At 73.9% G+C, this 25,681-nt stretch carries 26 protein-coding genes; 10 read left to right on the top strand and 16 right to left on the bottom strand.

Going from position 1 to position 25,681, the window contains the following annotated elements; all coding sequences use genetic code 11:
• Window positions 1–2: 2 nt before the first annotated feature.
• The 6 genes from AC069R_RS23345 to AC069R_RS23320 form a co-directional block, all read right to left on the bottom strand.
• Window positions 3–968, bottom strand: a complete 966-nt coding sequence (locus AC069R_RS23345; RefSeq protein WP_478768741.1) for a pirin family protein — start codon at window positions 966–968, stop codon at window positions 3–5.
• A 145-nt stretch (window positions 969–1,113) separates the two neighbouring features.
• Window positions 1,114–1,467 carry a hypothetical protein gene (locus AC069R_RS23340; protein ID WP_478768740.1) on the bottom strand — a complete coding sequence of 118 codons (354 nt, stop codon included), beginning with the start codon at window positions 1,465–1,467 and terminating at the stop codon, window positions 1,114–1,116.
• Window positions 1,464–2,117 carry a SigE family RNA polymerase sigma factor gene (locus AC069R_RS23335; RefSeq protein ID WP_478768739.1) on the bottom strand — a complete coding sequence of 218 codons (654 nt, stop codon included), beginning with the start codon at window positions 2,115–2,117 and terminating at the stop codon, window positions 1,464–1,466. Before AC069R_RS23335 ends, AC069R_RS23340 begins: the two co-directional genes overlap by 4 nt.
• A 62-nt stretch (window positions 2,118–2,179) precedes the next feature.
• Window positions 2,180–2,536, bottom strand: coding sequence for a hypothetical protein (locus tag AC069R_RS23330; protein WP_478768738.1), 357 nt, complete (start codon window positions 2,534–2,536; stop codon window positions 2,180–2,182).
• Window positions 2,537–2,731: 195 nt separating this feature from the next.
• On the bottom strand, window positions 2,732–4,084 hold the full coding sequence (locus AC069R_RS23325; protein WP_478768737.1) for a vWA domain-containing protein: 1,353 nt from the start codon (window positions 4,082–4,084) through the stop codon (window positions 2,732–2,734).
• A complete protein-coding gene (locus tag AC069R_RS23320; RefSeq protein WP_478768736.1) occupies window positions 4,081–4,938 on the bottom strand; it encodes an AAA family ATPase in 858 nt (285 codons plus the stop codon). Before AC069R_RS23320 ends, AC069R_RS23325 begins: the two co-directional genes overlap by 4 nt.
• Window positions 4,939–5,122: 184 nt before the next feature.
• Between AC069R_RS23320 and AC069R_RS23315 the strand changes: the two genes are divergently transcribed.
• Genes AC069R_RS23315 through AC069R_RS23305 form a run of 3 tightly spaced genes read left to right on the top strand, consistent with a single transcriptional unit; the run spans window position 5,123 to window position 7,435 of the window.
• Window positions 5,123–5,803, top strand: a complete 681-nt coding sequence (locus AC069R_RS23315; protein ID WP_478768735.1) for an ABC transporter permease — start codon at window positions 5,123–5,125, stop codon at window positions 5,801–5,803.
• A 28-nt stretch (window positions 5,804–5,831) separates the two neighbouring features.
• Window positions 5,832–6,503: an ABC transporter permease gene (locus AC069R_RS23310; protein ID WP_478768734.1), complete on the top strand. Its 672-nt coding sequence runs from the start codon at window positions 5,832–5,834 to the stop codon at window positions 6,501–6,503.
• A complete protein-coding gene (locus AC069R_RS23305) occupies window positions 6,500–7,435 on the top strand; it encodes an ABC transporter substrate-binding protein (RefSeq protein ID WP_478768733.1) in 936 nt (311 codons plus the stop codon). The genes AC069R_RS23310 and AC069R_RS23305 overlap by 4 nt, the downstream gene beginning before the upstream one ends.
• A gap of 70 nt (window positions 7,436–7,505) precedes the next feature.
• Here the strand turns inward: AC069R_RS23305 and AC069R_RS23300 are convergent, their stop codons facing one another.
• The 4 genes from AC069R_RS23300 to AC069R_RS23285 all read right to left on the bottom strand — a co-directional run bounded on the left by AC069R_RS23300 (window position 7,506) and on the right by AC069R_RS23285 (window position 11,592).
• A complete protein-coding gene (locus AC069R_RS23300) occupies window positions 7,506–8,660 on the bottom strand; it encodes an ATP-binding cassette domain-containing protein (RefSeq protein WP_478768732.1) in 1,155 nt (384 codons plus the stop codon).
• 63 nt (window positions 8,661–8,723) lie between these two features.
• Window positions 8,724–9,368, bottom strand: coding sequence for a LutC/YkgG family protein (locus tag AC069R_RS23295; RefSeq protein ID WP_478768731.1), 645 nt, complete (start codon window positions 9,366–9,368; stop codon window positions 8,724–8,726).
• Window positions 9,365–10,840 carry a LutB/LldF family L-lactate oxidation iron-sulfur protein gene (locus AC069R_RS23290; RefSeq protein WP_478768730.1) on the bottom strand — a complete coding sequence of 492 codons (1,476 nt, stop codon included), beginning with the start codon at window positions 10,838–10,840 and terminating at the stop codon, window positions 9,365–9,367. Before AC069R_RS23290 ends, AC069R_RS23295 begins: the two co-directional genes overlap by 4 nt.
• Window positions 10,837–11,592 (bottom strand): (Fe-S)-binding protein, encoded by a 756-nt coding sequence (locus tag AC069R_RS23285; protein WP_478768729.1) that lies wholly within the window; start codon window positions 11,590–11,592, stop codon window positions 10,837–10,839. Before AC069R_RS23285 ends, AC069R_RS23290 begins: the two co-directional genes overlap by 4 nt.
• Window positions 11,593–11,838: 246 nt before the next feature.
• Here AC069R_RS23285 and AC069R_RS23280 point away from each other — a divergent pair, with 246 nt between their 5' ends.
• Entirely contained in the window at window positions 11,839–13,140 is a 1,302-nt protein-coding gene (locus AC069R_RS23280; RefSeq protein ID WP_478768728.1) for an alpha/beta fold hydrolase, read from the top strand.
• A 46-nt stretch (window positions 13,141–13,186) separates the two neighbouring features.
• On the opposite strand, the gene AC069R_RS23275 is transcribed toward AC069R_RS23280, so the two are convergent.
• Window positions 13,187–14,341 (bottom strand): glutathione-independent formaldehyde dehydrogenase, encoded by a 1,155-nt coding sequence (locus AC069R_RS23275; protein ID WP_478768763.1) that lies wholly within the window; start codon window positions 14,339–14,341, stop codon window positions 13,187–13,189.
• A 209-nt stretch (window positions 14,342–14,550) separates the two neighbouring features.
• Here AC069R_RS23275 and AC069R_RS23270 point away from each other — a divergent pair, with 209 nt between their 5' ends.
• Window positions 14,551–15,411: a pentapeptide repeat-containing protein gene (locus tag AC069R_RS23270; protein ID WP_478768727.1), complete on the top strand. Its 861-nt coding sequence runs from the start codon at window positions 14,551–14,553 to the stop codon at window positions 15,409–15,411.
• Window positions 15,412–15,439: 28 nt separating this feature from the next.
• Here the strand turns inward: AC069R_RS23270 and AC069R_RS23265 are convergent, their stop codons facing one another.
• Entirely contained in the window at window positions 15,440–17,098 is a 1,659-nt protein-coding gene (locus tag AC069R_RS23265; RefSeq protein ID WP_478768726.1) for a cytochrome P450, read from the bottom strand.
• A gap of 121 nt (window positions 17,099–17,219) precedes the next feature.
• Here AC069R_RS23265 and AC069R_RS23260 point away from each other — a divergent pair, with 121 nt between their 5' ends.
• Together AC069R_RS23260 and AC069R_RS23255 are read left to right on the top strand one after the other, a co-directional pair.
• On the top strand, window positions 17,220–17,825 hold the full coding sequence (locus AC069R_RS23260; RefSeq protein WP_478768725.1) for a TetR/AcrR family transcriptional regulator: 606 nt from the start codon (window positions 17,220–17,222) through the stop codon (window positions 17,823–17,825).
• A gap of 137 nt (window positions 17,826–17,962) precedes the next feature.
• Window positions 17,963–18,688: a DUF2470 domain-containing protein gene (locus AC069R_RS23255; protein WP_478768724.1), complete on the top strand. Its 726-nt coding sequence runs from the start codon at window positions 17,963–17,965 to the stop codon at window positions 18,686–18,688.
• Here AC069R_RS23255 and AC069R_RS23250 read toward each other — a convergent pair.
• The 3 genes from AC069R_RS23250 to AC069R_RS23240 form a co-directional block, all read right to left on the bottom strand.
• Complete coding sequence (locus AC069R_RS23250; protein ID WP_478768723.1) at window positions 18,656–19,837, bottom strand: lactonase family protein; 1,182 nt, start codon at window positions 19,835–19,837, stop codon at window positions 18,656–18,658. The two genes, AC069R_RS23255 and AC069R_RS23250, sit on opposite strands and share 33 nt — an antisense overlap.
• Window positions 19,838–19,925: 88 nt before the next feature.
• Window positions 19,926–21,176: an FUSC family protein gene (locus AC069R_RS23245; RefSeq protein WP_478768722.1), complete on the bottom strand. Its 1,251-nt coding sequence runs from the start codon at window positions 21,174–21,176 to the stop codon at window positions 19,926–19,928.
• Between the two features lie 89 nt (window positions 21,177–21,265).
• Window positions 21,266–21,760 (bottom strand): FBP domain-containing protein, encoded by a 495-nt coding sequence (locus AC069R_RS23240; protein ID WP_478768721.1) that lies wholly within the window; start codon window positions 21,758–21,760, stop codon window positions 21,266–21,268.
• Window positions 21,761–21,843: 83 nt separating this feature from the next.
• Between AC069R_RS23240 and AC069R_RS23235 the strand changes: the two genes are divergently transcribed.
• Window positions 21,844–22,752 (top strand): DUF3626 domain-containing protein, encoded by a 909-nt coding sequence (locus AC069R_RS23235; protein WP_478768720.1) that lies wholly within the window; start codon window positions 21,844–21,846, stop codon window positions 22,750–22,752.
• Between the two features lie 117 nt (window positions 22,753–22,869).
• Window positions 22,870–24,162 (top strand): ROK family protein, encoded by a 1,293-nt coding sequence (locus AC069R_RS23230; protein ID WP_478768719.1) that lies wholly within the window; start codon window positions 22,870–22,872, stop codon window positions 24,160–24,162.
• Window positions 24,163–24,190: 28 nt separating this feature from the next.
• Here the strand turns inward: AC069R_RS23230 and AC069R_RS23225 are convergent, their stop codons facing one another.
• Window positions 24,191–24,382, bottom strand: coding sequence for a dienelactone hydrolase family protein (locus AC069R_RS23225; protein ID WP_478768718.1), 192 nt, complete (start codon window positions 24,380–24,382; stop codon window positions 24,191–24,193).
• 230 nt (window positions 24,383–24,612) lie between these two features.
• Here AC069R_RS23225 and AC069R_RS23220 point away from each other — a divergent pair, with 230 nt between their 5' ends.
• Window positions 24,613–25,506 (top strand): alpha/beta fold hydrolase, encoded by an 894-nt coding sequence (locus AC069R_RS23220; protein ID WP_478768717.1) that lies wholly within the window; start codon window positions 24,613–24,615, stop codon window positions 25,504–25,506.
• The last annotated feature ends 175 nt before the right edge of the window (window positions 25,507–25,681 follow it).

Raw genomic sequence — 25,681 nt, 5'->3', positions numbered from 1 at the left:
GTTCAGCGCACCCTTCCGCGTGGCTTCAACGGCACCGGCGGCAGCTCGGGCGCGTGCAGCGGGGCGCCGTCGTAGCCCTTGACCTCGCCGAAGCGAACCCCGCTCGTCCACTCCTCGCGGGCCTGTTCGATCTCGGATTGGGTGCGGGCGACGAAGTTCCACCACATGATGAGCTCCTCGGCGAAGGGCTCGCCGCCCAGCAGCATGAGGCCGGCGTCGGACTCGGCGCGCAGGGGGAGTTCGGAGCGGCCGCAGCCGAGGTAGAGCATCGAGCCGGGCAGCACCGGTACGCCGTCCACATGGACCTCGCCGGACATCGCGAGGACGCCGTACTCGAAGTCGGGGTCCACGGGCAGCCGGACGTCGGCGCCCCGGCCGAGCGTGAGGTCGGCGCCGACGATCGGGGTGTAGGCGGTGCCGGGGGAGACGGCACCGTCGAGGTCCCCGAGGAGCACCGTGGCGGTCAGGCCGGGCGCGGTGACCGTGGGCAGCTCGGCGTGGAACTCGAACCCCGGTTCGGTGTGCCGGTGCGCGTCGGGCAGCGCCACCCACAGCTGGGCGCCGTGCAGGAAGCGGGCGTGCGGACGGGGGCTCTCCTCGGAATGGCTGATCGCGCGCCCCGCGGTCATCAGCCCCAGCTGCCGGGACCGGATCGTCTGGAGGCTGCCGGTGGAGTCGCGGTGCAGCACCTCGCCCTCGTGCAGCCAGCTGACCGTCTGGAGTCCGATGTGCGGATGCGGCGGGACCTGCATGCCGGGCTCGTCGGCGATGTCGTCCGGGCCGTAGTGGTCGACGAAGGCCCACGCGCCGATCATGCGGCGGCCGAGGTTCGGCAGCAGCCTGCGCACCTCGGTCGATTCCCCCAGCCTGACCTGGCGGGGGCTCAGCAGCTCGCGCACCGGTTCGGCGACGACGAATCCACGGCCGCCGCAGACGGCGGGTACGGGCGCGCGGTCAAGGTTGCTCATGCGGCCCAACTTAGCGGTGCGCGTGGCGGACCGGGGAGCGCGGACGGGTGCGATTCGCCACCGGCCCACCCGCTCACCGGCCCACCCGCTCACCGGCCCACCCGCTCACCGGCCCGTCGGCTCACCGGCTCACCCGCTCACCCGCTCACCGGCTCATCGCCCGGCCCGACGCCGACGACAGGCCGGCCACCGGGGTCGGGGACGCGGAGCTCGGCAGCGGTGAGGGCGTGTGCACGGTCGGGCGCGGGGGGCCGGCCGGTTCCGCCGGGCGGGTCCCGGTGCCGTGGACCGCCAAGAGGACGAGGGCCGCCACCGCCGCCAGGGCCAGCAGCCCCCACACGTTCCCGCGTGACAGCAGGGGTGCCTTCAGCGCGTCGGCCGGCGGGCGCAGCGGGCGCAGATCGGCCGGGCCGACGGCGTTCGCGCGGGCGGCCAGGGCGGCGCGCAGCCGTGCCTCGACGGGTTCCCGGACGGATTCCCCGGCGGTGAGGTCGTTCATCGCAGACCCTCCAGACGCCGGCCGAGCGCGTCCAGGGCCCGGCTGGCCGTGGACTTGACGGCCCCTCTCGACAGACCGAGCGTCGCCGCGATCTCGGCCTCCGTCAGATGCGACCAGTAGCGCAGCACCAGGACCTCCCGCTGGCGCCGGGTCAGGGTGCGCAGCGCCGCCAGCACCTCCCGGTGGTCCTCGTGGATGAGGACGTCCTCCTCCGGCGCGGGCGCGTGCCCCTCCGGCGCGGAGGTGTGCGCCCGTACGGTCCTGCGCCGCCGCAGCACCGAGCGGGCCGCGTTGACCACACTGGTCCTCAGGTACGCCTCCGGGTCGTCCAGCGCGGCGAGCCGGCGCCCGTGCCGGCGCAGCAGCGCGGTGAACGCGTCCTGGACGACGTCCTCGGCCGTCGGGAGATCGTCCACCAGCAGCACCGCCAGGCGCACCAGCGGCAGCCGGCGGTGGTGGTACAACTCCTCGATCCCCGGCGGCTGTTCGGGCGCGGCGGTTCCCACGGCCGGGCGGCACGGCCCGGACACGGTGTCCGTGTCCCCGTGGACGCGGGCGAGGAGCCGGGTGAACCTCCGCCGGAGCGAGGGGAGCCGGAACGTGCCGGTCCGCTCCCAGGGCGGAGCCCCCGGTGGTGTGGCTGTCGTCATGGATCTCCCGAGGCCGGGTGCGGGGAACCGCCGTACGACGGCTCCCCGCACCCGGCCCTGCTTCAGTGCCGCGCCGGAACCGGTGCCGGAACGGCCTTGCCGTGGTGCGGCGTGGCGGGCTTCGGGCTCGCCGAACCGTGCGGGACCGACGGCACCGGCTTCGGCGTCGCAACGCCGCCGGTGACCGACGACGAGGTCCTCGGGGACGCGTTGTCGCCGGGGACCGACGGCACCGGCTTCGCCGAAGCGCCGGGGCGGCCCGCGTCATGGGTGTCGGGCCGCGCCGCGGCGTGGTGGGACTGCGCGGCCTGCGCGGTCACGGTGCCGGTCACGGCGAGTGCCGCGCCGAGCGCGGAGACTCCCAGGACGGTGCGCAAGGCGCGGATGCGGCTCGGGCGGGGGACACGATGTGTGGACATGGGTTCCTTCGGGGGCTCAGGTCGGACAACTGGTCGAAGTGGAGGCCTCCACCCGGACAGACGTCCGGCCCCGGTCGAGGTTGCGGGTGTGACCCGAGAAATTTCTTCCGGACGACCGCCACCGACCCTCACCGACGCCCCCCCCGGCCCCGATCCCCCCCCGCCCTCGGTACACCCTCGTCCCCACCCCCGCCCTCACACCGGCAACAGCCGCCCCACCAGCCCCGCGAGCTGCCGTGCCGTACGGCACTCGTGCATCTCCACCAGCTCCGCGTACGCCGGTGCCACCGAGTCCCCGGTGCCCCACTGGCCGGCCGGCTCGGGGTTCAGCCAGTACACGCGCCGGGCCCGCCGGGCGATCTCGCGGACCGCGGGCAGGTTCGGGTCGCTCCGGTTGGTGCGGGCGTCGCCGAGGACGAACACCGTGGTGCGGGGGCCGACCGCGGTGCCGTACCGCTCGGCGAACTCGCCCAGCGCCATGCCGTAGTCGCTGCTGCCGTGCCAGCCGGTGAGCGTGGCTTCCTCGCGGATGCGGGCGCCGAGGCCCTCGGGGTCGGCGCGGCCGTGGTCGAGCAGGCCGGTCACCTCGTCGAGGCGGTTGACGAAGGCGAACACCCGCACCTTGCTGAACTGGTCGTGCAGCGCCTGCACCAGCAGCATCGTGAAGTCCGAGAAGCCCGACACCGAGCCGGACACATCGCACAGCAGGACCAGTTCGGGGCGGACCGGGCGGCGCCGGCGCAGCACCGGGCGCATCGGGACGCCGCCCGTGGACAGCGAGGCGCGCAGGGTGCGGCGCAGATCGATCGTGCCGCGCGCGGCCCGGCGGCGGCGCGCGGCGAGCCGGGTGGCCAGCTTGCGTGCCAGCGGCTGAACCGCCCTGCGCAGCTCGGCCAGTTGGTCCCGGCCGGCGAACAGGAAGTCCACCCGGTCGGCCGTGGGGCGCACCCCGCGCCGCGCGATCTCGTCCCGCCCGCGCCGCTCGGCGACCCGGCGCCGCGCCTCCGCGCCGACCAGCCGCCGGAACTCCTCGATACGGCGCCGGATCTCGTCGTCCAGCAGCCGGTCGGCGAAGTGGCCGCCCTCGCCCGCACCGGTCCGTGCGTCGGCCCGCACCCGTGCCAGCAAGGTCTGCGGGCGCAGCCGTTCGAGGGTCTGGTACGCCGACCAGCCGTCCGATCCCGGTGAACTCCCGTAGCCGCCGAGCCCGTCGACCGCCTGGGCCGCCAACTGGGCCATCAGCGCGCGGTCGTCGGCCGCCAGCGCCCCGGCCAGCCGGTCGCGCAGGCTCTCGCGGTCGCCGGGCCCGGCGTCCGGAGCGCCCACCCCGCGCGGGAAGTAGAGGTCGAAGACCGGGTCGAACACGGCGCGCTGGCCCGCGCCGTGCAGCAGGGTCGCGGCCAGCCCCTCGCGCAGCAGCTCCCGGTCCGCCATCCCCAGCGCCTCCGCCGCGTGGGCCGCGTCCACCGTCTCGCCGGTGCCGATCCGCACCCCGTGCGCCCGCAGCGCCCCGACCAGGCCGGTGATCCGCTCGGCGGGGTCCGTCACAGCGCGTCCAGGTCGAGCTTGGCCGCCGCCTTCTGGATGTCGTCCTGGTGCTTGAGGATCACCCCGAGACTGTCCCGTACGACCGTCTCGTCCAGGGTGTCCGCGCCCAGCGCCAGCAGGGTGCGCGCCCAGTCGACGGTCTCGGCCACGGACGGCGCCTTGCGCAGGTCCATCGCGCGCAGCGCCCCGACCACGCGTACGACCGACTCCGCCAGCGCTTCGGGCAGGCCCGGCACCTTCAGCCGTACGATCCGCCGCTCCAGCTCCTCCTCGGGGAAGCCGATGTGCAGGAACAGGCAGCGGCGGCGCAGCGCCTCGGACAGCTCCCGGCCCGCGTTGGAGGTGAGCACGACGAACGGGCGGCGGGTCGCGGTGACCGTGCCCAGCTCCGGCACCGTGATCTGGAAGTCGCTGAGCACCTCCAGGAGCAGGCCCTCCATCTCGACGTCGGCCTTGTCGGTCTCGTCGATCAGCAGCACCGTCGGTTCCTCGCCGCGGATCGCGGTCAGCAGCGGGCGCGGGAGCAGGAACTCCTCGCTGAAGATGTCGGTCCGGGTCTCGTCCCAGCTCTCGTCCCGGCCCGCGCTGATCCGCAGCAGCTGCTTGGCGTGGTTCCACTCGTACAGGGCGCGGGACTCGTCCACGCCCTCGTAGCACTGGAGCCGGACCAGGCGGGCGCCGGCCACCTGGGCGACGGCCTTGGCCAGCTCGGTCTTGCCGACCCCGGCGGGCCCCTCCACCAGCAGCGGCTTGCCGAGCCGGGCCGCGAGGAACACGGTGGTGGCGACGGCGGGGGAGGCGAGGTAGCCGGTCTCGGCGAGGCGGGCGGAGACGTCGTCGACGGACGTGAACAACGGGGTCCTCCGGCGGGATCGGGAGCAGTGTCCGGAATTCTGCCCAAGCCCTTCTATCTAAGCGCTTGTTCAGCACCGCTGTCACGCATGGATCCCGGCCCGCCCCCGGCCCCGCCCGACGCCTTCTCGCCCGTACGGCTCCCCACCGCGCGCACACCGCCCCGCCCACCGGTCCAATGGACCCGTGACCGCGGCCCCGGACGACTGCCTCGCCCGCAACGAGTGGATCTGCGGCGCCTATCTGAGCAGCCGCCGGGGCATCCTGCTCGACGCGGTCGTCCAGCACCTCCAGCTGACCGCCCTGTCCATCCTGATCGGCCTGGCCATCGCGGTGCCGCTCGCCGTGCTGGCCCGCCGCTGGGGCTGGGCGGCCGGACCGGTGCTCGCCCTCACGACGATCCTCTACACCATCCCGTCCCTCGCGATGTTCTCCCTGCTCCTGCCCCTCTACGGCCTCTCCGCCACCCTCGTCGTCGCCGGTCTGGTGCTGTACTCGCTCACCCTGCTGGTCCGCAATCTCCTCGCGGGCCTGCGCGCGGTCCCGGAGGAGACCCGGCAGGCGGCGCGCGGCCTCGGCTACGGCCCCGTCCGGCTGCTGCTCACCGTCGAACTGCCCCTCGCCCTGCCCGCCGCCATGGCCGGGCTGCGCATCGCCACCGTCTCCGCGGTCTCCCTGGTCACCGTCGGCGCGATCGTCGGCTACGGGGGCCTCGGGAACCTCATCTACGCGGGCATGAACACCTACTTCAAGGCCCAGGTGCTCACCGCGTCCGTGCTCTGCGTGCTGATCGCCATCGCCGCGGACCTGCTGCTGCTGGGCGTGCAGCGGCTGATCACGCCGTGGACGAGGGCGGCGCGGCCATGAGCGCCGCCCGGCCGGGGACGGGCCGCCCATGAGCACCCTCACCGCCACCTGGCACTGGCTCGCCGACCCCGCGCACTGGTCCGGCGACAACGGCGTGTGGCACCGGCTGCTCCAGCACCTCGCCCTCACCGCCGTCTGCCTCGTCCTGAGCTGTCTGATCGCGCTGCCCGTCGCCCTGGTCCTCGGCCACCTCGGCCGGGGCGGCGCGCTCGCCGTGAACATCTCCAACGTCGGCCGGGCCGTGCCCACCTTCGCCGTGCTGGTCCTGCTGCTGCTCACCCCGGTCGGCAACTGGGGCGAGGGCCCCACCGTCGTCGCCCTGGTGCTGTTCGCGGTGCCACCGCTGCTCACCAACGCCTACGTAGGGATGCGCGAGGTCGACCGCGGAGTCATCCAGGCGGCCCGAGGCATGGGCATGACCGGCCGACAGCTGATGTTTCACGTGGAACTGCCCCTTTCGCTCCCCCTGCTGCTCAACGGAGTGCGGATCGCGGCCGTGCAACTCGTCGCCACCGCCACCATCGCGGCACTCGCGGGCGGTGGCGGGCTCGGCCGGATCATCACCGCGGGGTTCAACCTCGCCAGCACCCCCCAGGTGGTCGCGGGCGCCCTGCTGGTCGCCGTGTTCGCGCTCCTCGTGGAGGGCTGCTTCGAGATCGCCGAACGGCTGGGATCCGCGCGGGCCAGGGGCGGCCGATGAGACGCGCCCTCTGCCTGCTCCTGCTCCTCGTCCTCACCGGCTGCGCCACCGGCCCCTCCCTGGAGAACCGCGGCCGGGTCACCGCGCCGCCCGGCGACAGCCACCACCTCACCATCGGCTCGGCCGGCTTCACCGAGAGCGATCTGCTCGCCCAGATGTACGCGCAATTGCTGGACTCGGCCGGATACCAGACCTCGATCCTCACCGTCTCCAACCGGGAGCTGTACGAACCGGCCCTGGAGTCCGGCCAGATCGACGTGGTGCCCGAGTTCGCGGCCACCTTCGCGGACTGGCTGAACGCCAAGGTCCACGGCGCCGACGCGCCACCGGTCGGCTCACCCGACCTCGGCGCCACGATGACCGCGCTGCGCGCGCTCGCCGCCCCCCGCGGACTCACCGTCCTGCCACCGGGCCGCGCCGTCGACCAGAACGCCTTCGCGGTGAGCGCCGACTACGCCCGCGCGCACCATCTCAGAACGCTCAGCGACCTCGGCGCCTCGGGCCTGCGGGTACGGCTCGCGGCGGGCGACGAATGCGTGCAACGGCCGTACTGCGCGCCGGGCCTGCGGAAGGTGTACGGCATCGACGTCACCGGCGTCGACCCCAAGGGCGTCGGCACCACCCCGGCCAAGCGGGCGGTGCAGCAGGGCCGGGACCAGCTGGTGCTGACGACCACCACGGACGCCACCCTCGACCAGTTCGGCCTGGTCCTGCTCACCGACGACCGGCACCTCCAGAACGCCGACTACGTGGTCCCGGTCGTCAACCGCGCCCGCGCGGGCGGCGCCAAGGTCACCAAAGCCCTCGGCCGCCTCAACGACGTGCTCACCACACGGGACCTGGCCGACCTGAACGAACAGGTCGACAGCTGGCGCAGGCTCCCCGCCGACGTGGCCCGCTCCTACCTCAGGGACAAGGGCCTGCTCACGTAGGGGGCGCGGCCGCTCAAGCAGGACGCGGAGACAGGACACGGAGACAGGACGCGGAGACAGGACACCGGCTTCACGCGTCCGAGACGGAGTCGAAGGGCACCTGCCCGCGCGCCACGCCCCGCGCGTCCGCGTCCACCGAGCGGCGCAGCGCCTCGTGCAGCTTGGCCGGGGTCAGCACCCCGAGGAAGCGCGCCCCGTCAAGCACCGCGACCCACCCGGCGTCGTACTGGAGCATCATCCCGAACGCCTGCTTCAGCGGTGCCCCGACCGGCACCCACGCGGTCATCCGATGGGCGTACTGTCCGACCGTGCCGCCCGCCGCGAGGTCCTCGACCCCGACCCAGCCGTGCAGATCGCCCCGCGCGTCCAGCACCACCGCCCAGCGCGCGCCCTGCTCCCGCAGCCGCTCCCGCGCCCGTCCGGCGTGCTCGTCCAGGCGGGCCACGGGCGGCTGCTGAAGATCGTCCGGCTCGATCGCGGTCACCGAGAGCCGCTTCAGCCCCCGGTCCGCGCCCACGAACGAGGCGACGTACGGCGTGGCGGGCGCCCCCAGCACCGCCCCCGGCGTGTCGAACTGTTCGATACGGCCCTGACCGTACACGGCGATCCGGTCGCCGAGCCGGACGGCCTCCTCGATGTCATGGGTGACCAGCAGCACCGTCTTGCGCACCGCCGCCTGCATCCGCAGGAACTCGTCCTGCAACTGCTCGCGCACCACCGGATCGACCGCGCCGAACGGCTCGTCCATCAGCAGCACCGGCGGGTCCGCCGCCAGCGCCCGCGCCACGCCGACCCGCTGGCGCTGCCCGCCGGACAACTGCTCGGGATAGCGCGGCCCGTACGTCTTCGGGTCCAGGCCCACCAGGTCCAGCAGCTCGGCGGCCCTGGCCCGCGCCTTCGCCCGCTTCCAGCCGAGCAGCGCGGGCACGGTCGCGGTGTTGTCCAGCACGGTGCGGTGCGGGAACAGACCCACCTGCTGGATGACGTACCCGATGCGGCGGCGCAGCCGCACCGGATCGACCCCGGAGATGTCCTCGCCGGCGACGCTGATCCGCCCGGAGGTCGGCTCGATCAGCCGGTTCACCATCATCATGGTCGTCGTCTTGCCGCAGCCCGAGGGGCCGACCAACGTCACCAGCTCGCCCTCGGCGACCTCGAAGGAGAGGTCGTCCACGGCCGTCGTACCGTCCGGGTAGCGCTTGGTGACGTGCTCGAACCGGATCATGACCTCCACGCTAGCGGCGCCGCCGGTGCCCCGCGCGGCGATCGGCGGCCGCCGTCTGTGTGTTCAGCCGTCCAGCAGGATCACTTCCAGCGTCCGCGGCCCGTGCACGCCCTCCACCCGGTCCAGCTCGATGTCGCTGGTGGCCGAGGGGCCGGAGATCCAGGTCAACGGGCGGGTGGGAGCGAGGCGTTCGAGGGCCTGGGGCACGGAGGCGACCACCTGCTCGGGGACCTTCACCACGCAGATGTGGTGGTCCGGGACGAGCGAGATGCGGCGGCGGCCCTGGTCGGGGGAGCCGTCGAGGACGAGGGTGCCGGTCTCGGCGATCGCCACGGCACAGCCCGTCACCACGCTGCCGACCCGGTCGAGCCGCCGCGGGGTGTCCCCGGACCGGTCCTCGACCCGCTGCGCGTCCGTGGCGGCCAGCCACTCCTGCGGCAGCCCCGCGGGCACCAGCACCTCCCGCGAGCCGCGCGCGGCGAGCAGCCTGGCGACCAGGACCGGCAAGTCCTGCGCGCCGGTGCGGTGCACGACCGCCCGGTAGTCCGTGAGGTTCTCGGCCAGCAGATCGACCGTCTCCTCGACCGTCCGCCGCCCGTGCTCGCGCAGATAGGGCCGGGGCACGGCCTCCTCGTACGGCCCCTCGTCCGCGGGGACGCCGGCGAGGGCGCGCCGCACCCGGCCCAGGATCCGCTCCCTGCTGTTCACTTGGCGTCCTTTCCGCCGCGCGTGCGCTGCCACCAGTCCCGGAACGGCTCCGCGGGCAGCTTGGGCAGATCACGGGTGCCGGACCAGGCCCGGCCGGGGCCCGGCAGGGTACGGGGGTGCAGCCGGCGGGAGCGGGCGGCGAGCCGCTGGCCGGTGCGCAGGGCGCGCGGGTGCCCGAACGCCCAGGCCGCCGCCCGCATCGCGGCCCGCTCGGTGGCGTGCCCCCTGGCCGGGCGCAGCACCACCCTGTTGCCGTCCCGCACCGCGGGGCCGCCCTCGACGACCCGTTCGCGCAGGTGCACCAGCACCTCGGGGATGTCGATGGCGACCGGGCACACCTCGTAGCAGGCGCCGCACAGGCTCGACGCGTACGGCAGGGAGGCGTCGATCTCGCTCGCGGTGCCCCGGAGCTGGGGGGTGAGGATGGCGCCGATGGGGCCGGGGTAGACGGAGCCGTAGGCGTGTCCGCCGGCCCGCTCGTAGACGGGGCAGACGTTCAGGCAGGCGGAGCAGCGGATGCAGCGCAGGGCCTGGCGGCCGACCCGGTCGGCGAGGGCGTCGGTGCGGCCGTTGTCGAGCAGCACCAGGTGGAAGGCGCGCGGGCCGTCCTCGTCGGTGGTGCCGGTCCACATCGACGTGTACGGGTTCATCCGCTCGGCGGTGGCGGAGCGGGGCAGGGTCTGGAGGAAGACCTCCAGGTCGCGCCAGGTGGGCACGATCTTCTCGATGCCGACGACCGAGATCAGCGTCTCCGGCAGGGTCAGGCACATCCGCCCGTTGCCCTCGGACTCCACCACGACCAGGGTGCCGGTCTCGGCGACCATGAAGTTGGCGCCGGAGATGCCGACCCTGGCCCGCAGGAACTTCTCCCGCAGATGCAGCCGGGCGGCCTCGGCGAGGTCGGCGGGCGCCTCGGTCAGGTCCTCGGGGGCGGGGCGGCCCCAGGCGGCCATCTCGTGCGTGAAGATCTCCCGGATCTCGGCGCGGTTGCGGTGGATGGCCGGGACGAGGATGTGCGAGGGGCGGTCCTTGCCCAGCTGCACGATCAGCTCGGCGAGATCGGTCTCGTAGGCGCGGATTCCCTCCGCCTCCAGCGCCTCGTTGAGCCCGATCTCCTGCGTGGCCATCGACTTGACCTTGACGGCCTCCGACTCGCCGGTCTCCTTGACCAGTGCGGCCACGATCCGGTTGGCCTCCTCGGCGTCGGCGGCCCAGTGCACGGTGCCGCCGGCCGCGGTCACCGACGCCTCCAACTGCTCCAGATAGCGGTCGAGATGGCGCAGCGTGTGGTCTTTGATCCGGCGGCCCGCCTCGCGCAGCTCGGCCCAGTCGGCCAACTCCGCGACCGCACCCGCCCGTTTGGCGCGGATGGTGTGGGTGGCGTGCCGCAGATTCCCGCGCAGGGTCGGGTTGTCCACGGCGGCGCGCGCCGCCTCGGGAAAGGCCGGCATGCCGACGAACGTACCGCTCATAGCGCCGGGTCCTCCTTGGTGCTCGCCAGGATCTCCGCGAGGTGGACGGGCCGGATGCCCGCGCGGAGCCGGGTCATGGTGCCGCCGATGTGCATCAGACAGGAGTTGTCGGCCGCGCACAGCACCTCGGCGCCGGTCGACTCGGCGTTGCGCACCTTGTCCGTGCCCATCGCCGCCGAGACCGCGGCGTTCTTCACCGCGAAGGTCCCGCCGAACCCGCAGCACTCGTCCGCGCCCGGCAGCTCCACCAGGTCCAGCCCCCCGACGGCCTCCAGCAGCCGGCGCGGCCGGTCCCCGAGGCCCAGGCTCCGCAGGCCGTGGCAGGTCGGGTGATAGGTGACCGTGTGCGGATACCAGGCGCCCACGTCCGTCACGCCCAGCACGTCCACGAGGAACTCCGTCAGCTCGTACGTCTTCGGCACCACCGGCGCGAGAGTCCGCGCGAGCGAGTCCCCGCGCCCCTCGGTCCTGGCCCGGTCCGCCATCCGGGGGTACAGCTCCCGCACCATCGCCCCGCACGACCCGGAGGGCGTCACGACCGCCTCGTACGGGCCGAACACCTCCGCGAACCGGCGCGCCAGCGGCTCCGCCTCGTGCCGGTACCCGGTGTTGTAGTGCGCCTGCCCGCAACACGTCTGCCCCATCGGGAAGTCGACCTCGACCCCCAGCCTCGTGAGCAGCTTCACCACGGCCTTCCCGGTCTCCGGATAGAGCGTGTCATTGACACACGTCAGGAACAGGGCGACATGCATCGCGGCTCCTCGGGATCGATCACGGGGGCGTGACGCAGCCTAATCGCGACAGCGGCAGGCGTGGAGACCGGCACTTCGGGGCGTGGCGCGCGCCCCGGCCCGCACGGGAGCCCCGACCGCATCCTTCCCCGGCGCGCGGCGGGCGCCCGCCCTCGCACCTCACGGCCCCGCCCGTCACCCCTTCGCCCGGCTCCCCGCCCATGTGCTGAACTTGGTCCGTCCGCCCCACGCCTTCCGGGAGACCCGTTGAGCAGCAGCTACCGCCAGCCCGGTGTCGTTCTGACCGATCGCCGGTTCACCGTGCCCCTCGACCACGCCGACCCCGGTGGCGAGAGCATCGAGCTGTACGCGCGGGAGGTGGTCGCCGGGAACAAGGCGGACGAGGAGCTGCCCTGGCTGCTGTACCTCCAGGGCGGTCCGGGCTTCGGGGCGCACCGTTTCGTCGAACGGCAGGCATGGCTCGACCGGGCGCTCGACGAGTACCGGGTGCTGCTGCTCGACCAGCGCGGCACGGGCCGTTCCACCCCCGCCACCCGGCAGACGCTCCCGCTGCGCGGCGGCCCGGCCGAACAGGCCGACTACCTCACCCACTTCCGCGCCGACTCCATCGTGCGCGACTGCGAGGCCATCCGCCCCGAGGTCACCGGCGGCGCCCCCTGGACCGTGCTCGGCCAGAGCTTCGGCGGCTTCTGCACGGTGTCGTACCTCTCCCTCGCCCCCGAGGGCCTGGACACCGCCCTGATCACCGGCGGACTGCCCGACCTCGACGCGCACGCCGACGACGTCTACCGCGCCGCCTACCCCCGCGTCGAACGCAAGGTCGCCGCGCACTACGCCCGGTACCCGCAGGACGTCGAGCGGGCCCGCCGCATCGCCGAGCACCTGCTCACCCACGACGTGGTGCTGCCGAACGGCTACCGCCTCACCGTCGAGGCATTCCAGTCCCTCGGCCTGATGCTCGGCAGCGGCGACGGCAGCCACCGCCTGCACCTCCTCCTGGAGGACGCCTTCGTCCGCACCCCGGCCGGAACCGAACTGGCGGACGCCTTCCAGGAGCAGGTGCAGACCCTGCTGTCGTTCGCGGGCCACCCCCTCTACGCCCTCGTCCACGAGTCGATCTACGGCCAGGACGCCCGCCCCACCGCCTGGGCCGCCGAACGCGTCCGCGCCGAGTTCCCCCGGTTCGACGCCGCGAAGACGCTCGCGGGCGACGAGCCGCTGCTGTTCACCGGCGAGACCATCCACCCCTGGATGTTCGACACCGACCCCGCGCTGCGCCCGTTGCGCGAGACCGCCGACCTGCTCGCCGCGCGCACCGACTGGACCCCGCTGTACGACCGCGACCGCCTCGCCGCCAACGAGGTCCCGGTCGCCGCGGCCGTCTACCACGACGACATGTACGTCGACACCGCGCACGCGCTGCGCACGGCCGCCGCCATCCGCGGGCTGCGCACCTGGGTCACCGACGAGTACGAGCACGACGGGCTGCGCAGCGGCGCGCCCAGGGTGCTGGACCGGCTCCTCGCGCTGGTCCGGGACGAGGTGTGACACAGCGGGTCCGGACACCCGGCGAGGGCGCCCGGACCCCAGGGCCTCACGCGGCGAGCGCGTGGCCCGGATGCAGGACGACCTTCGTATAACCCTCGATCCGCTTGTCGAACTTCTCGTACGCCTGCGGTGCCTGGTCCAGCGGCAGTTCATGGGAGACCACGAAGCTGGGCTTGGCCCGCCCGGCGATGATCAGATCGCGCAGCTGGCGGTTGTACCGCTTGACGTTGCACTGGCCGGTGCCCATCTTCTGGCCCTTCTCGAACATCTTGCCGATCGAGACCAGCAGCTGGCCGTGCTTGGCGTGCTCGTCGGGCCCGCCCGGATCGGACGGCACGTACAGCCCCGGCACACCGAGCCTGCCGGTCGCCCGGACCGTCTCCACCAGTGCGTTGAGGACGATGGCGGGCTCCTCGTGGCTGGTGTCGTCGTGCGCCTGGGCCTGGTAGCCGACGGCGTCCACGCCCTTGTCCGTGCCCTCCCCGTTCGTCTGCGCCCTGATCTGCTCGGCCGGGTCGCCCTTGGTGAAGTCGACGGGGATGGCCCCGATCTCCTCGGCCTTGGCCAGCCGCTCGGGCACCCGGTCCACCACGAACACCTTGGACGCGCCGCGCAGCAGCGCCGAGTAGGCGGCCATCAGACCCACCGGACCGGCGCCGTAGACGGCCACGCTCTCACCGGGGGACACCTGGGCCAGCTCACAGCCGTGGTAGCCGGTCGGGAAGATGTCGGCGAGCAGCACGAAGTCGGTCTCGAACTGTTCGCCCGGCGGCAGTTTCAGACAGTTGAAGTCGGCGAACGGCACCCGCAGATGCTCGGCCTGACCGCCCTCGTACGGGCCCATGGCCACGTATCCGTAGGCGCCGCCGGCGAAGCCGGGGTTCACCGTCAGACAGAAGCCGGTCTCGCCGGCGAGGCAGTTCTTGCAGAATCCGCAGGCCACGTTGAACGGCATCACGACGCGGTCGCCCACGGACAGCGAGCTGACGCCGCTGCCGACCTCCTCGATCACCCCGAGGTTCTCGTGGCCGAAGACGATGCCCGGCTCGGCCGCCGTGCGGCCCTCGTACATATGCAGGTCGGAGCCGCAGATCGCGGTCGACGTGACGCGGACGAGCACATCGTTGGGGTGCTCGATCCGCGGATCATCGACGTCTCGCACCGCCACGCTGAACGGCTTTTCGTAGACGACGGCTTTCACCTTGGTCACCTCCGCGTGAAACGCTGGATGACGGCGGCGAAGCCGGGGCCGGGGGAGCGGGCGTCGCCCCTGGGCCCCCGGTATGTGCCGGAGCCCCCATGCGCGCGCTTCACCGCCGGTACTTCCAGGTAACCCCCGTACGGCGGGGGCCGCAACCTCCGGTTCGGCGGGCCGGGATTCCGGCTGGTCGGCGCCGGTAGGCTGTGTGCATGCCAGATCAGACAGCCGGACTTCCCCAGCTGCGCGGGGACTGCGGGAACTGCTTCGGGCTGTGCTGTGTCGCGCTGCCCTTCGCCGCGTCCGCCGACTTCGCGCTCGGCAAGCCCGCGGGCACGCCGTGCCCCAACCTCGCCGCCGACCACCGCTGCGGCATCCACGCCCGGCTGCGGGACAAGGGCTTCACCGGCTGCACGGTCTACGACTGCTTCGGCGCGGGCCAGAAGGTCTCGCGCCACACCTTCGGCGGCCAGGACTGGCGTACGGCGCCGAAGGACCAGGCCCGCCGGATGTTCGAGGCGTTCCCCGTCGTACGACAGCTGCACGAACTGCTCTGGTACCTGACCGAGGCGCTGACCCTGCCCGCCGCCCGGCCTGTCCATCCCGAGCTGCGCGGGGCGCTGGACGAGACCGAGCGCCTCACTCTGCTGCCCGCCGGGGAACTGGCCGCGCTGGACGTGGCCGCGCACCGCGCGGAGATCAACGTCCTCCTGCTGCGCACCAGCGAGCTGGTCCGGGCCGGGGCGGCAGAGGGCAAGGGCGCAAAGGGTGCCAAGGGCGGAAAGGGCGGCAAGGGCAAGGACCGGCGGGGCGCGGACTTGATGGGTGCCCGGCTCCGGGGCGCCGACCTGCGCGGGGCCACCCTCCGCGGCGCGTACCTCATCGCCGCCGACCTCACCGGCGCGGATCTGCGGGACGCCGACATGATCGGCGCCGATCTCCGGGACGCCGATCTCTCCGACGCCGACCTGACCGGCGCCTTCTTCCTCACCCAGCCGCAGGTGAACGCGGCTCGGGGGAGCAGGGGGACGCGGTTGCCGGGGACGCTGAGCCGGCCCGCGCACTGGGAGTGAGGGGCGCGCGGAGCGCGGGCGGACCGCATCAGCTCCGCTCCCGGTCCTCCTCACCTTCCCGGCCCTCACCCGCCTGCGCCGGGCAGCCACCTCCGGGAGCCCCGTCCTCCTCCGGCACCGGGCAACCGTCGCCGTCAGAAACTTTGCCCTCCCCCCGCGCCTGGCAACCGTCGCCGTCGGGAACCGGAACCCCGTCTCCCTCCGGCGCCCGCCCTGTCGTCGCCCGACGCGTCAGCCGCAGCCGGAAGTCCTCCGGCATCAGGGTCAGCCGCTCGGTCACCGTCAGCCGGTACGCCGGGTCGGCGTGCAGGTCGTAGCGGCGGAGCAGGAGCGCGAGGACGAGGGTGGCCTCGTGCAGGGCGAACTGGCGGCCGATGCAGGCGCGCAGCCCGGTGCCGAAGGGCTTGAAGGTGTGCGGGGCGCGGGTGCGGACCGCCTGGGGGGTGAAGCGGTCGGGGTCGAAGTCCTCCGCGTGCTCGCCCCACACCGCGGGGTCGCGGTGCAGCATGGGCGTGAGGACCAGGGCCCATGCGCCCCGGAGCATCGGATGGTCCCCGGCGAGCACCGTATCCCGGCGGGCCTCGCGGGCGAACGCGGGCGCGGTCGGCCACAGCCGCAGCGACTCGTCGAGCACCCGGCGCACATACCGCAGCTTGGCCACCTGCTCGTAGGCGGGTTGCCCGGCGCCGCCCCAGACCCGGTCCACCTCGGCGCGCGCCCTCGCGGCGATCTCCGGGTGCCGGGCGAGGTAGTACAGGGCGAAGGAGAGGGCGCCCGAGGTGGTCTCGTGCCCGGCGACCAGGAAGGTGATGACCTGCCGGCGGACGTTCTGCGCGGACAGCTTCGCACCGGTCGACGGGTGCTCCGTGGCCAGCATCCGGTCCAGCAGGTCGCCCTCACCGCCGCCCGACGCGCGCCGCTCCTCGACCAGGGCGTCGACCGTACGGTTCAGGTACGCGATGTCGGCCGCGTTGCGCCGGGCGGCGGCGCGCAGCAGGAGCGGGGCGAGCGGGCCCGGCACGGAGTTGAGCCGCTGGGCGTAGGTCAGCGTGCCGATCATCGCGGAGACGAAGGGGTGCGGCCGGTCCCGCTCGAAGGAGCCGAAGTCGTGGCCGAACCCCGTCCGCGCGATCGTCTCCAGGGTCAGCTTGGTCATGTCACCGGGCACGTCCACCGCGCGCCCCGCGGCCAGTTCCCGGTCCCAGCGGTCGGTCAGCCGCCCGGCGACCGCGAGCATCATCGAGTGGTAGCCCGCCATCGCGTCCCGGCTGAATCCGGGCGCCAGCACGTCGTGCGCCAGCTGCCAGTTGGGCTCGTGGTTGTACGCGGTGAACAGCCCGTCCCCGCCGACCGACCGGAGGTTGGCCACGCCCAGCCCGACATGCTTGGCGAACCGGGACTCGTCGGCGAGATCGGCCGCCGGACCCGCCCCCCACACGACGACGATCTCCTTGCTGAAGATCCGGCGCCGGAAAACGGGCCCCAGTCCGCGCGCGAACCGCATCGAGTCCTGGATGGGCCTGCGCCGGTCGACGCCCAGCACATCGCCGAGCAGCGGCAGCCGGCGCGGCGGATGCGGGACGCGGTCCAGCTCGGGCCATCCCAGCTCGGCGCTGCGGAAGCCCTTCGGCAGCGGCGCGCCCCCGGTCCCGTCCGTGGCCCGTGCCCGCTCCGTCGTCTGCGCCATGATGCCGATCTCCCTTGACCCGGCGGGCCGTCGACCGCGCGGCGCGCGCCTGTTGTACGTGGATTCAACAACGGCCTCAGTCTGGTCCGCTTGTTGAATCCGCGTCAAGTAAAGTGACGCCATGCCCGCGAACCAGGGGGAACGCGTCCGGCGCCGCCTCAGCACCGGCGAACGCCGTGAGCAGCTGCTGACGGTCGGCGCGCGGCTGTTCTCGGAGAGCCCCTACGACGAGGTGTGGATCGAGCAAGTCGCCGATCTCGCCGGCGTCTCGCGCGGGCTGCTCTACCACTACTTCCCGACCAAGCGGGACTTCTTCGCGGCGGTCGTGGAGCGCGAGAGCGAGCGCATGCTGCGCATGACGGCGGCCGAGCCGGGCGTGCCGGCGCGCGAGCAGCTGACCGCGGGGCTCGACATCTACCTCGGCTATGTGCAGGCCCACGCCCACGGCTTCCGCGCCTTCCACCGCGCGGACGCCGCCGGCGACCAGGCCGTGCGCCGGGTCTACCAACGGGCCCTGGCCGCGCAGGAGAAGCAGATACTCGCCGCTCTCGCGGCCGACCCCGAGTTCGGGCCCGCCTTCGAGCGCGCCCCGCACCTGCGCCTGGCCGTGCGCGGCTGGCTCGCCTTCACCACCGCCGTCTGCCTGGAGTGGCTGCGCGACGGCGAGCCGGGCCGGGAGCAGGTGCGCGACCTGTGCGCACGGGCGCTGCTCGGCGCCATCGCCTGAGGCCACGAAACTTCCCCGGGTGGCTTGCGGTCATGTCCCGCCGTCTCTCCGCCGCCCGATACCTTCCGTGCGCCTGGTTGGCGCGCGCCCCGATCTCCGATAAGTTAGGCAAGGCTTACCTAAGGAGGTCTCGGGACATGGGTGACACGCAGACATGGACGGCCGCCCCCGGCGCGGCGGAACGGGCGCGCTCGGTGCTCGCCGCCGCGTGGTCGTGCGCGGTGACCGCGGGCGGCGCCCGCGAGGAGTACGTCGGCGCGCACACCGTGACCGACGGGGGCGCGGTCCTGCTGACGGTGCCCGAGGACAGCGCGCTCCATGGGGCCGCCCTCTGCGCCCCGCGCCAGGACACCCGCGCGGTGCTGGAGTTCGCCGACGTGGCCCCCGTGGCCGTGCGCGACCGGATCCGCGCCCGCCTCTGGCTGGCCGGCCGGCTCACCCCCGCCGACGGCGCCCTGCGCCTCCACCCCGACCGGGTGGTGCTGCGGCGCTCCTGCGGCGCCGTACTCGTCGACCCGGACGAGTTCGCCGCCGCCCGCCCCGACCCGCTGGCCACCGCCGAGGCCGGGCTGCTCACCCATCTCGCCGAGGCCCACCCGGACGCCGTGGAGCGGCTCACCCGCCTGGTGCGCCCGGAGAGCCTGCACGCCGCGGTCCGGGTGCTGCCCCTCGCCGTCGACCGGCACGGACTGACCCTGCGCATCGAACGCACCCGCGCCCACGGCGACGTACGTCTGCCCTTCCACACGCCCGCCGACGACCTCGGTCAGCTCACCGAGCGGGTGCACGCGCTGCTGGCGCAGGCGAGCGCCGCCAGGTGCCCCCGGACGCTACAGCGGCAGCGCGCAGACGGCGACGGGTGAGGCGAACGGCCCGCCCGCCGGGCGCAGTTCACCGCGGTCGGCGTCGACATGGAAGACGGTGACCGTGCCGGAGCGCTGGTTCGCCGCGAACAGTAGCCGGCCGTCCGGCGAGAAGGCGATCTGCCGCGGGAAGTCCCCGCCCACCGGCACCGTGCCGAGCAGCCGCAGCCGGGCCCCCTCGGCCTCGATCGCGTACCGGGCCAGGCTGTTGTGGCCCCGGTTGGCGAGGAAGGCGTACCGGCCGTCCGCCGTGACCAGCAGTTGGGCCGGGTAGTTGGTGACGTCCCCGGTGGCGCCCGTGGACTGCGGCTCGCCGATCGTCAGCCGCCCGGTGACGGGGTCGTACCCGCAGACGGCGACCGTGTCGTCCACCTCGTTGGCCAGATAGGCGTGCCGCCCGCCCGGATGGAAGGTCAGATGGCGCGGTCCCGCGCCCGGCCGGGTGTGCGCCCGGCCCACCTCGGTGAGCGTGCCCTTCGCGGGGTCGAGCCGGTAGGTGTAGACGGTGTCGGTGCCGAGGTCCACCGCGAGCAGATGGCGGCCGTCCGGACCGGTGCGGAACTGGTGCGCGTGCGGCCCGTCCTGGCCGGGCCCCGGCGCCGGCGAGGTGTGCGTGACCAGGTCGGTGCGCTCGCCCAGGGCGCCCGAGGCGTCGATCGGGTGCACGGCCACACTGCCCGAGCCGTAGTCGGCGCTGAGCAGCCACCGCCCGGACGGGTGCACCGACAGATGGCAGGGCCCCGCGCCCCCGGTGCTCCGCGTGCCGAGGACGCGCCGGTCGGCGAGCCGTACGGCCGTCACCCCGCCGTCCTCGCGCTCGTCGACGGCGTACAGCGTCCGGCCGTCCGGGTGGACGGCGAGGTACGACGGGTCGGGGACCCCGGTGAGCGTCCCGGAGCCGGTGATCCGGCCCGACTCCGGGTCGTACGCGGCGAGTCCGATGCCGGTGCCACCGCCGGGCACGGAGGTGTACGTGCCCAGGTACAGCGGGCGGGGCCCGGCGGAGCGGTCGGCGGGCCGGTGGCCCGGCGCCGGGTCCGGGGGCGGGGCGGCCGGTGCCGGCATGGCCACCGCGGCGGCCGCGCCCGCGCCCATCCCGAGGAACCTGCGCCGGTTCCAGCAGCCGCCCGCCCCTGTCCGCGTGTTCATGCGCCCACCTCGGGTCGTCCCGGTCGTCCACGGCCACCCTCGCCCGCGCCGGGCCCGCGGGGCAAGCCCGGCACCGGACCGCGGCCGCTCACCGCGTGCGGTCACCGAACCCCGTACGGCGCCACAGCTCCTCCTGCACCCCGAGCCGCTCGCGCAGCCGTGTCATGCGGGGCAGCTTGGCGCGCTGCTCGCGCGAGACCCGGTCCAGCTCCTCCAGCAGCCGGTGGGTGCGGTGCTCGGTGTCCAGCTCGTCGATGATCCGGGTGGTCTCGGTCAGTACGGCGCCCAGCAGCTGCCAGTTCGCCCAGTCCGCGCGGATCTCCTCCCGCAGCTGCTCGGCCAGCCGGTCGCGGGTGCCGGCCGCGGTGTGCAGCTCGGCCGTCAGCCGGGACTCCGCCGACTCGGCGTCCGCGCTCAGATGGGCGGTCACCAGCACCGCGAAGCTGACCACCGCGTCGCCGATCTGCGACAGCAGCTCCTCCACGGTCGCCCCGACGCCGGGCGGGAACAGATAGTCGGACTCGCGGGCCTTCGCCAGATCGGTGAAGGAACGGGCCAGCACCCGCAGCACCACCGTGCAGATCTCCAGCGTGTCCAGGCCGGTGCGCAGCACCACCCGGTGCAGCAGACCCTCCTTGACCCGCGGGTTGAGCCGCAGACTGTCCTCGGCCTGCCGCAGCGAGGCGTCCACCTCGGCGATGTACTGGTCCAGCCGGCGCGCCTCGTGCAGCCGCTCGGCCGCCTGCTCCCAGGGGATGCGGTCCGCGGCCTCCTCGCCCATCCGCAGCATCAACTGCCGCACCCGGCGCGCCAGGTCCTCGATCGACTGCCCCGCCTTGTCCACCCAGACGGGCGGCGGCAGCAGCAGATTGCAGGCGGTGCCGACGACCGCCCCGATCAGCGTCTCCACGATCCGCGCCCACGCGGTGAAGCCGACGGTGGTCACCCCGAGCACCAGCATCGCGCTGATCGCCACCTCGGCGACGTACTCGTCCACCCGCACCAGATGGCCGACGGCCAGCGAGGCCACGATCAGCAGCGCGAGGCTCCACCAGGTCAGGCCCACCAGCACGCTGAAGGCGATGGCCACCAGGACGCCGGCCACCACCGCGTTCACCCGGCGGATGCCGTTGGTGAGGGTGGCGAAGAACGTCACCTGGACCACCAGCAGCGCGGTCAGGGGAGCGGTCAGCGGGGCCGGCTCGGGACTGAGCCGGAGCGCGATGACATAGGCGACCGTCGCCGCCGCGGCCGACCGCAGCGTCTGGACGACCACCGGTTCCCGGCGGCGCTTCACCAGCCGCAGCAGTCCCTCGAACCCCTTGCGTACCTCGTGCATCCCTTGGCCTGTTCCCCTTCCCCGGCCGCGTCGAACGTGGCTGTTCGAGCGGGGTGAGAGGTTGGGCCATCCGGCGGGGGACCGGGGACTCAGCCGTACAGCTTGTCGAGGAACGCGGACAGGTTGCCGGTCGTCCGGGCGATCTGCTCCTGGAGGGTCAGGCTCTCCTCGAACCGCATGCCGCTGTCGGGGAGCTTCTTGCCGCGCAGGTACAGCGAGCAGGCCAGGTCCGTGCACATGTACAGGCCGACCGAATTGCCCTCGCGGCCCGCCGTGCCCGCCTTGCGCGCGGTCATCAGGGACACCCCGCCGCCGCGATGGGTGGTCAGGCACAGGGAGCACATGCTGCGGTGCAGGAAGCCGCGCTGGGAGGAGGGGAAGCGCAGGGCGACGCCGACGAGCCGATCCGCCCGCTCGGTGACCAGATAGCTGCGGTCGGGCGCGCCCGGATCGCGCCAGCCGAGGAAGTCCAGGTCCTCCCACGGCCATTCCGCCAGGTCCCGCGGCACGGCGAGCCGCTTGGCCTCACCCTTCGAGCAGTTCACGAAAGAGCCGCGGATGTCCTGCTCGGTAAGCGGTTTCATGGAAAATCCTTCGTCGTGCGGGTACCGGACCGGGGAAGATGAGGCCCCTGACCAGCCTAGGTACCTCCAGGAAGGGCGGGCCAATGGATTTCCCGGACGGGCTCCCGACGCGTGCCCTGCGCGCCCTGCGGCATGTGGCCGCCCACGCCTGCGGCCCCCCGCTCGCCCCCGGCCCGCGCATCACCCTCAACTTCCACCCCGACCGGCTCTCGGGCGGGCTGCCGATCCTCGACTCGCTCGCCCGCGACGGCGCCTACCACTCCCAGTTCGTCACCGGCACCAGCAACGGCGGGCTCACCGCGCACCTGGGCGGCGACCGGTGGCGCTGGGAGAGCCGGATCTTCGGCGGTGCCTACGACGACGCCGGGCCCGCGGAGCGGCCGGTGTACGGCGCGCTGGACTTCCGCCGCCAAGTGGTGGGCGCCGCCCCGCGGTTCGGCTCCTCGCACCTGCGGCTCACCGCGGCGGCCACGGCCCGCGCCACCTTCTGCTACCCGGACAGCGCCGCCGAACCCACCGACTTCGGGGTGGCCGGCGCGATGAACCTGATCGCCCTCGCCGAGGCGGACGAGCGGGACGCGCTGGACGACTACATCGAGAGCCACGTCCACGGGGGAGTGCTGCTCGATGGGGACGTGGAAGCCCTGGTCCTGGACGCGAGCTACCGCGGCACCCCCGTGGAGGCGGCGGCCCGCGGCCTGCCCTTCCCCCTGGAATGGCACCCCGGTTACGTCCTCACCGTCGACCACCTCCGCCGCCACGCCGACTACCGGGGCCCCCGGTACGCCGCCCTCGGCGCCCGCCTCGCCTCCGACGGCATCCTGACCCCCCGCCACCTCGGCGACGCCGCCCGCACCGGCCGTCACGACCTCCAGCACCTGAAGATGATCTGGCACACCCTGGCCCGCTTCGGCGCCCCGGCGGGCGCGGGCACGGCAGCCGTCGACCACGTGTGCGCGGCGGACCGGGCCGCCGATTGCGCCCCGGCGTGACGGGCACACCCGCCTCCTGCTTAGCTCACAGCATGAACTAAGGGTTGGTGGAAAGTCGCGTTCCGGTCGCCCGAAGGAGTATGTTGCAGGTCGGGCATGGTTCGTGAAAGGAGCCGCATGGCGGGGCGGAACGGGCGCACGGTACGTGACCTTCGGCGGGGCAACCGCACCGCCGTGTTGCAGCGGCTGTACTTCGACGGCCCGTTGAGCCGCTTCGAGCTGGGCCCGGCCACCGGTCTCAGCTCCGGCTCGGTCAGCAATGTCGTCGCCGACCTGGTCGCCGACGGACTGGTCGAGGAGGCCGGCAGCGTCGACTCCGACGGCGGGCGCCCCCGCACCCTGCTGCGCGTCGCCCCGGACAGCGGACAGATGATCGGCGTCGACGTCGGCGAAACCCGCGTCCGCGTCGAGCTGTTCGACCTGGCCCTGACCGAACTGGCCCGCACCGAACGCCCGCTGACCCCCCAGCGCTACGACGCCGACGTCATCGCCGGACACATCCGCGAGGGCGTCGCCGAGGTGCTGGAGGCGCAAGGCGCCGTACCCGAACGGCTGCTGGGCATCGGCGTCGGCGTCCCCGGCATCGTCGAGCACACCGCCGACCGGGGCGCCGTCGTACACGGGCAGACCATCGGCTGGGACGCGGTCCCGCTGGAGCGGCTGCTCCGGTCCGCCTCCGAACTGCCGGAGACAGTCCGGTACTTCATCGACAACGGGGCCAAGACACTGGGCCAGGCCGAGATGTGGTTCGGCGCGGGCCGGGGCGCCCGCAACGCCGTCGTCGTGCTGTTCGGCTCCGGTGTCGGCGCCTGCCTGGTGACCCCCGAGGTGGAGCGCGGGCGGGCCGTCGAGTGGGGTCATCTGACGGTACGGGTGCGCGGACGCCGCTGCCGCTGCGGCGCTCCGGGCTGCCTGGAGGCGTACGCGGGCGCCGAGTCGCTGCTCGCCCGCTGGCGCGAGGCGGGCGGCCGGCCACCCGCCGGGGCGGACGAGGAGACCGCGCTCACCGCCATGCTCGCGGCCGCCTATCCGGTGGCGGGCGGCACGGCGGACCCGGTGGCGCTGGCCGTCCTGGAGGAGACCGCCGAGTATCTGGGGGCGGGCCTGTCCGACCTGATCAACCTCTTCCAGCCCGAGCGGATCATCGTCGGCGGCTGGGCCGGGCTCCAGCTCGGCACCCGGTTCCTGCCCGCCGTGCGCCGGCACGCGGCGACGTACGCCCTGCGCCACCCCGCCGACAAGGTCGCCATCGAACTCGGCCGGCTCGGACCGGACGCCGTGACCGTCGGCGCCGCGATCCTCCCGCTGGCCGACTTCTTCACCAGCGGCGGCCACCGCCCCGCCCCGGCCCCCGAGAGCCCGCTCCCCGCCTGGCGGACGGCCCTGCGGGAGCGGACGCCGGGCGCCTGACGGGACGTCAAGCACCAGCGTACGGACGTCAGTTCTGGGGCAGGGTGCGCCCGAGGAGGGGAAGCAGCCGGTCCCAGTGGCGCCGGAAGGCGGCGGGGTCGAAGGCGTCCGTGTCCGCCATGGTGAAGCCGTGGATGGTGCCGGGGTAGACCTCGGTGCTGTGGCCGACCCCGGCGGCCTCGAACGCCTCCTCGATCGTGGCGATGGCCTCGGGCGTCATGTCCTTCTCGGCGAGGCTGGTCTCCTTCCGCCCTCGGGCCGACGGCCCGCGACCGACCGGCCGGGTACCCGGCCGACCGTCCGGCACACGCGGACCGGGCACCCGGACACACGTGCTTGACGTGCCGGGTAATCGACCCCGCGGCCCGCCGCGGGCACGATCGGGATCATCGGCGGAGCACGGCCCCACGCGTCCGCCGCCGCTCGCGCGCCATCTCCGAGGAGGACCCCATGCCGTACTACGAGAGCCCCGTCGACGGCACCCGGCTGCACTACGTCGACCACGGTCCCGCCTCCGGCGCGGTCGCCGTCTTCGTCGCGAGCGCCTACCTGGGCCACGAGATGTGGGAGCACCAGATGCTGCCGCTCGCGGAGGCCGGGTACCGCTGCGTGGGCCTGGACCGGCGCGGCCACGGGCGCTCGGACGACGTCTGGTCGGGGTACGACCTCGACACCCTCGCCGACGACCTCCAGGGGCTGCTCGACCACCTCGACCTGCGCGCGGCCACCCTGATCGGGCACTCCGTCGGCACCGCCGAGGTGGTGCGCTGCCTGACCCGGCACGGCTCCGACCGGGTGGCCCGGATCGCGCTGGTCTGCGGGGTCGCGCCGGGCATCATGCGCTCGCAGGGGCTGCCCGACGGCGTGGACCCGGCCCTCGCCCGCGCCGACGACGAGTTCTTCCGGCGCGACCGGCCGGCCTGGTTCACCCATTTCGCGGACGCGTTCTTCGCCGTCTCCAGCGCGGGCAACGAGGTCTCGGACGCCTACGTCCGCCATCTCGTCGACCGCTGCCTGGTGGCCACGCCCCGCGCCGCCACCGGCGTACGGTCCGTCGTGACCGCCCTCGACCTCACCGCCGAGCTGCCCGCCGTGGACGTGCCCGTGCTCGTCGTGCACGGCACCCACGACACCTCCGCGCCCCTCGCCCATACGGGTGAGCGGCTGGCCCGGCTGGTGCCGGGCGCCGTCCTGAAGGTGTACGAGAACGCCGGTCACGGACTGTTCTTCACCCACGCCCGGCGGCTCACCGCGGACCTGCGGGAGTTCCTCGGCGCGGCCGGGGCGACGGCGACCGCCACCGGGATCTGCCGGATGCTGGCCGCGGCGGGCATCGGCGGATAGGGCCGCCCGTCGGTCGGATTTGGGAGCCCGGCGCGCATGAGGAAGCCCCGGCCGTGACGGGGGGATTCACGGCCGGGGCGGCTTGGACGTGGGCGCGGACGGCGGTCGCCTCTCGGCGAAAGGCTCCACAGGGCTTCAGCCGAACGATCGTCCCTGTGGGCAAAAGGTGAGGCCC

The sequence above is a fragment of the Streptomyces sp. NPDC043952 genome, assembly GCF_056435325.1.
The sequence above is the reverse complement of the archived record's forward strand: the minus strand, read 5'-3'. Positions and strand labels throughout refer to the sequence as shown.

Excerpts from the sequence above, each read along its gene's own strand:
- AC069R_RS23345 (WP_478768741.1), bottom strand. The coding sequence starts at position 968 with ATGAGCAACCTTGACCGCGCGCCCGTACCCGCCGTCTGCGGCGGCCGT.
- AC069R_RS23340 (WP_478768740.1), bottom strand. The coding sequence starts at position 1,467 with ATGAACGACCTCACCGCCGGGGAATCCGTCCGGGAACCCGTCGAGGCA.
- AC069R_RS23335 (WP_478768739.1), bottom strand. The coding sequence starts at position 2,117 with ATGACGACAGCCACACCACCGGGGGCTCCGCCCTGGGAGCGGACCGGC.
- AC069R_RS23330 (WP_478768738.1), bottom strand. The coding sequence starts at position 2,536 with ATGTCCACACATCGTGTCCCCCGCCCGAGCCGCATCCGCGCCTTGCGC.
- AC069R_RS23310 (WP_478768734.1), top strand. The coding sequence starts at position 5,832 with ATGAGCACCCTCACCGCCACCTGGCACTGGCTCGCCGACCCCGCGCAC.
- AC069R_RS23305 (WP_478768733.1), top strand. The coding sequence starts at position 6,500 with ATGAGACGCGCCCTCTGCCTGCTCCTGCTCCTCGTCCTCACCGGCTGC.
- AC069R_RS23300 (WP_478768732.1), bottom strand. The coding sequence starts at position 8,660 with ATGATCCGGTTCGAGCACGTCACCAAGCGCTACCCGGACGGTACGACG.
- AC069R_RS23290 (WP_478768730.1), bottom strand. The coding sequence starts at position 10,840 with ATGAGCGGTACGTTCGTCGGCATGCCGGCCTTTCCCGAGGCGGCGCGC.
- AC069R_RS23285 (WP_478768729.1), bottom strand. The coding sequence starts at position 11,592 with ATGCATGTCGCCCTGTTCCTGACGTGTGTCAATGACACGCTCTATCCG.
- AC069R_RS23270 (WP_478768727.1), top strand. The coding sequence starts at position 14,551 with ATGCCAGATCAGACAGCCGGACTTCCCCAGCTGCGCGGGGACTGCGGG.
- AC069R_RS23265 (WP_478768726.1), bottom strand. The coding sequence starts at position 17,098 with ATGGCGCAGACGACGGAGCGGGCACGGGCCACGGACGGGACCGGGGGC.
- AC069R_RS23260 (WP_478768725.1), top strand. The coding sequence starts at position 17,220 with ATGCCCGCGAACCAGGGGGAACGCGTCCGGCGCCGCCTCAGCACCGGC.
- AC069R_RS23255 (WP_478768724.1), top strand. The coding sequence starts at position 17,963 with ATGGGTGACACGCAGACATGGACGGCCGCCCCCGGCGCGGCGGAACGG.
- AC069R_RS23250 (WP_478768723.1), bottom strand. The coding sequence starts at position 19,837 with ATGAACACGCGGACAGGGGCGGGCGGCTGCTGGAACCGGCGCAGGTTC.
- AC069R_RS23245 (WP_478768722.1), bottom strand. The coding sequence starts at position 21,176 with ATGCACGAGGTACGCAAGGGGTTCGAGGGACTGCTGCGGCTGGTGAAG.
- AC069R_RS23240 (WP_478768721.1), bottom strand. The coding sequence starts at position 21,760 with ATGAAACCGCTTACCGAGCAGGACATCCGCGGCTCTTTCGTGAACTGC.
- AC069R_RS23235 (WP_478768720.1), top strand. The coding sequence starts at position 21,844 with ATGGATTTCCCGGACGGGCTCCCGACGCGTGCCCTGCGCGCCCTGCGG.
- AC069R_RS23230 (WP_478768719.1), top strand. The coding sequence starts at position 22,870 with ATGGCGGGGCGGAACGGGCGCACGGTACGTGACCTTCGGCGGGGCAAC.
- AC069R_RS23225 (WP_478768718.1), bottom strand. The coding sequence starts at position 24,382 with ATGACGCCCGAGGCCATCGCCACGATCGAGGAGGCGTTCGAGGCCGCC.
- AC069R_RS23220 (WP_478768717.1), top strand. The coding sequence starts at position 24,613 with ATGCCGTACTACGAGAGCCCCGTCGACGGCACCCGGCTGCACTACGTC.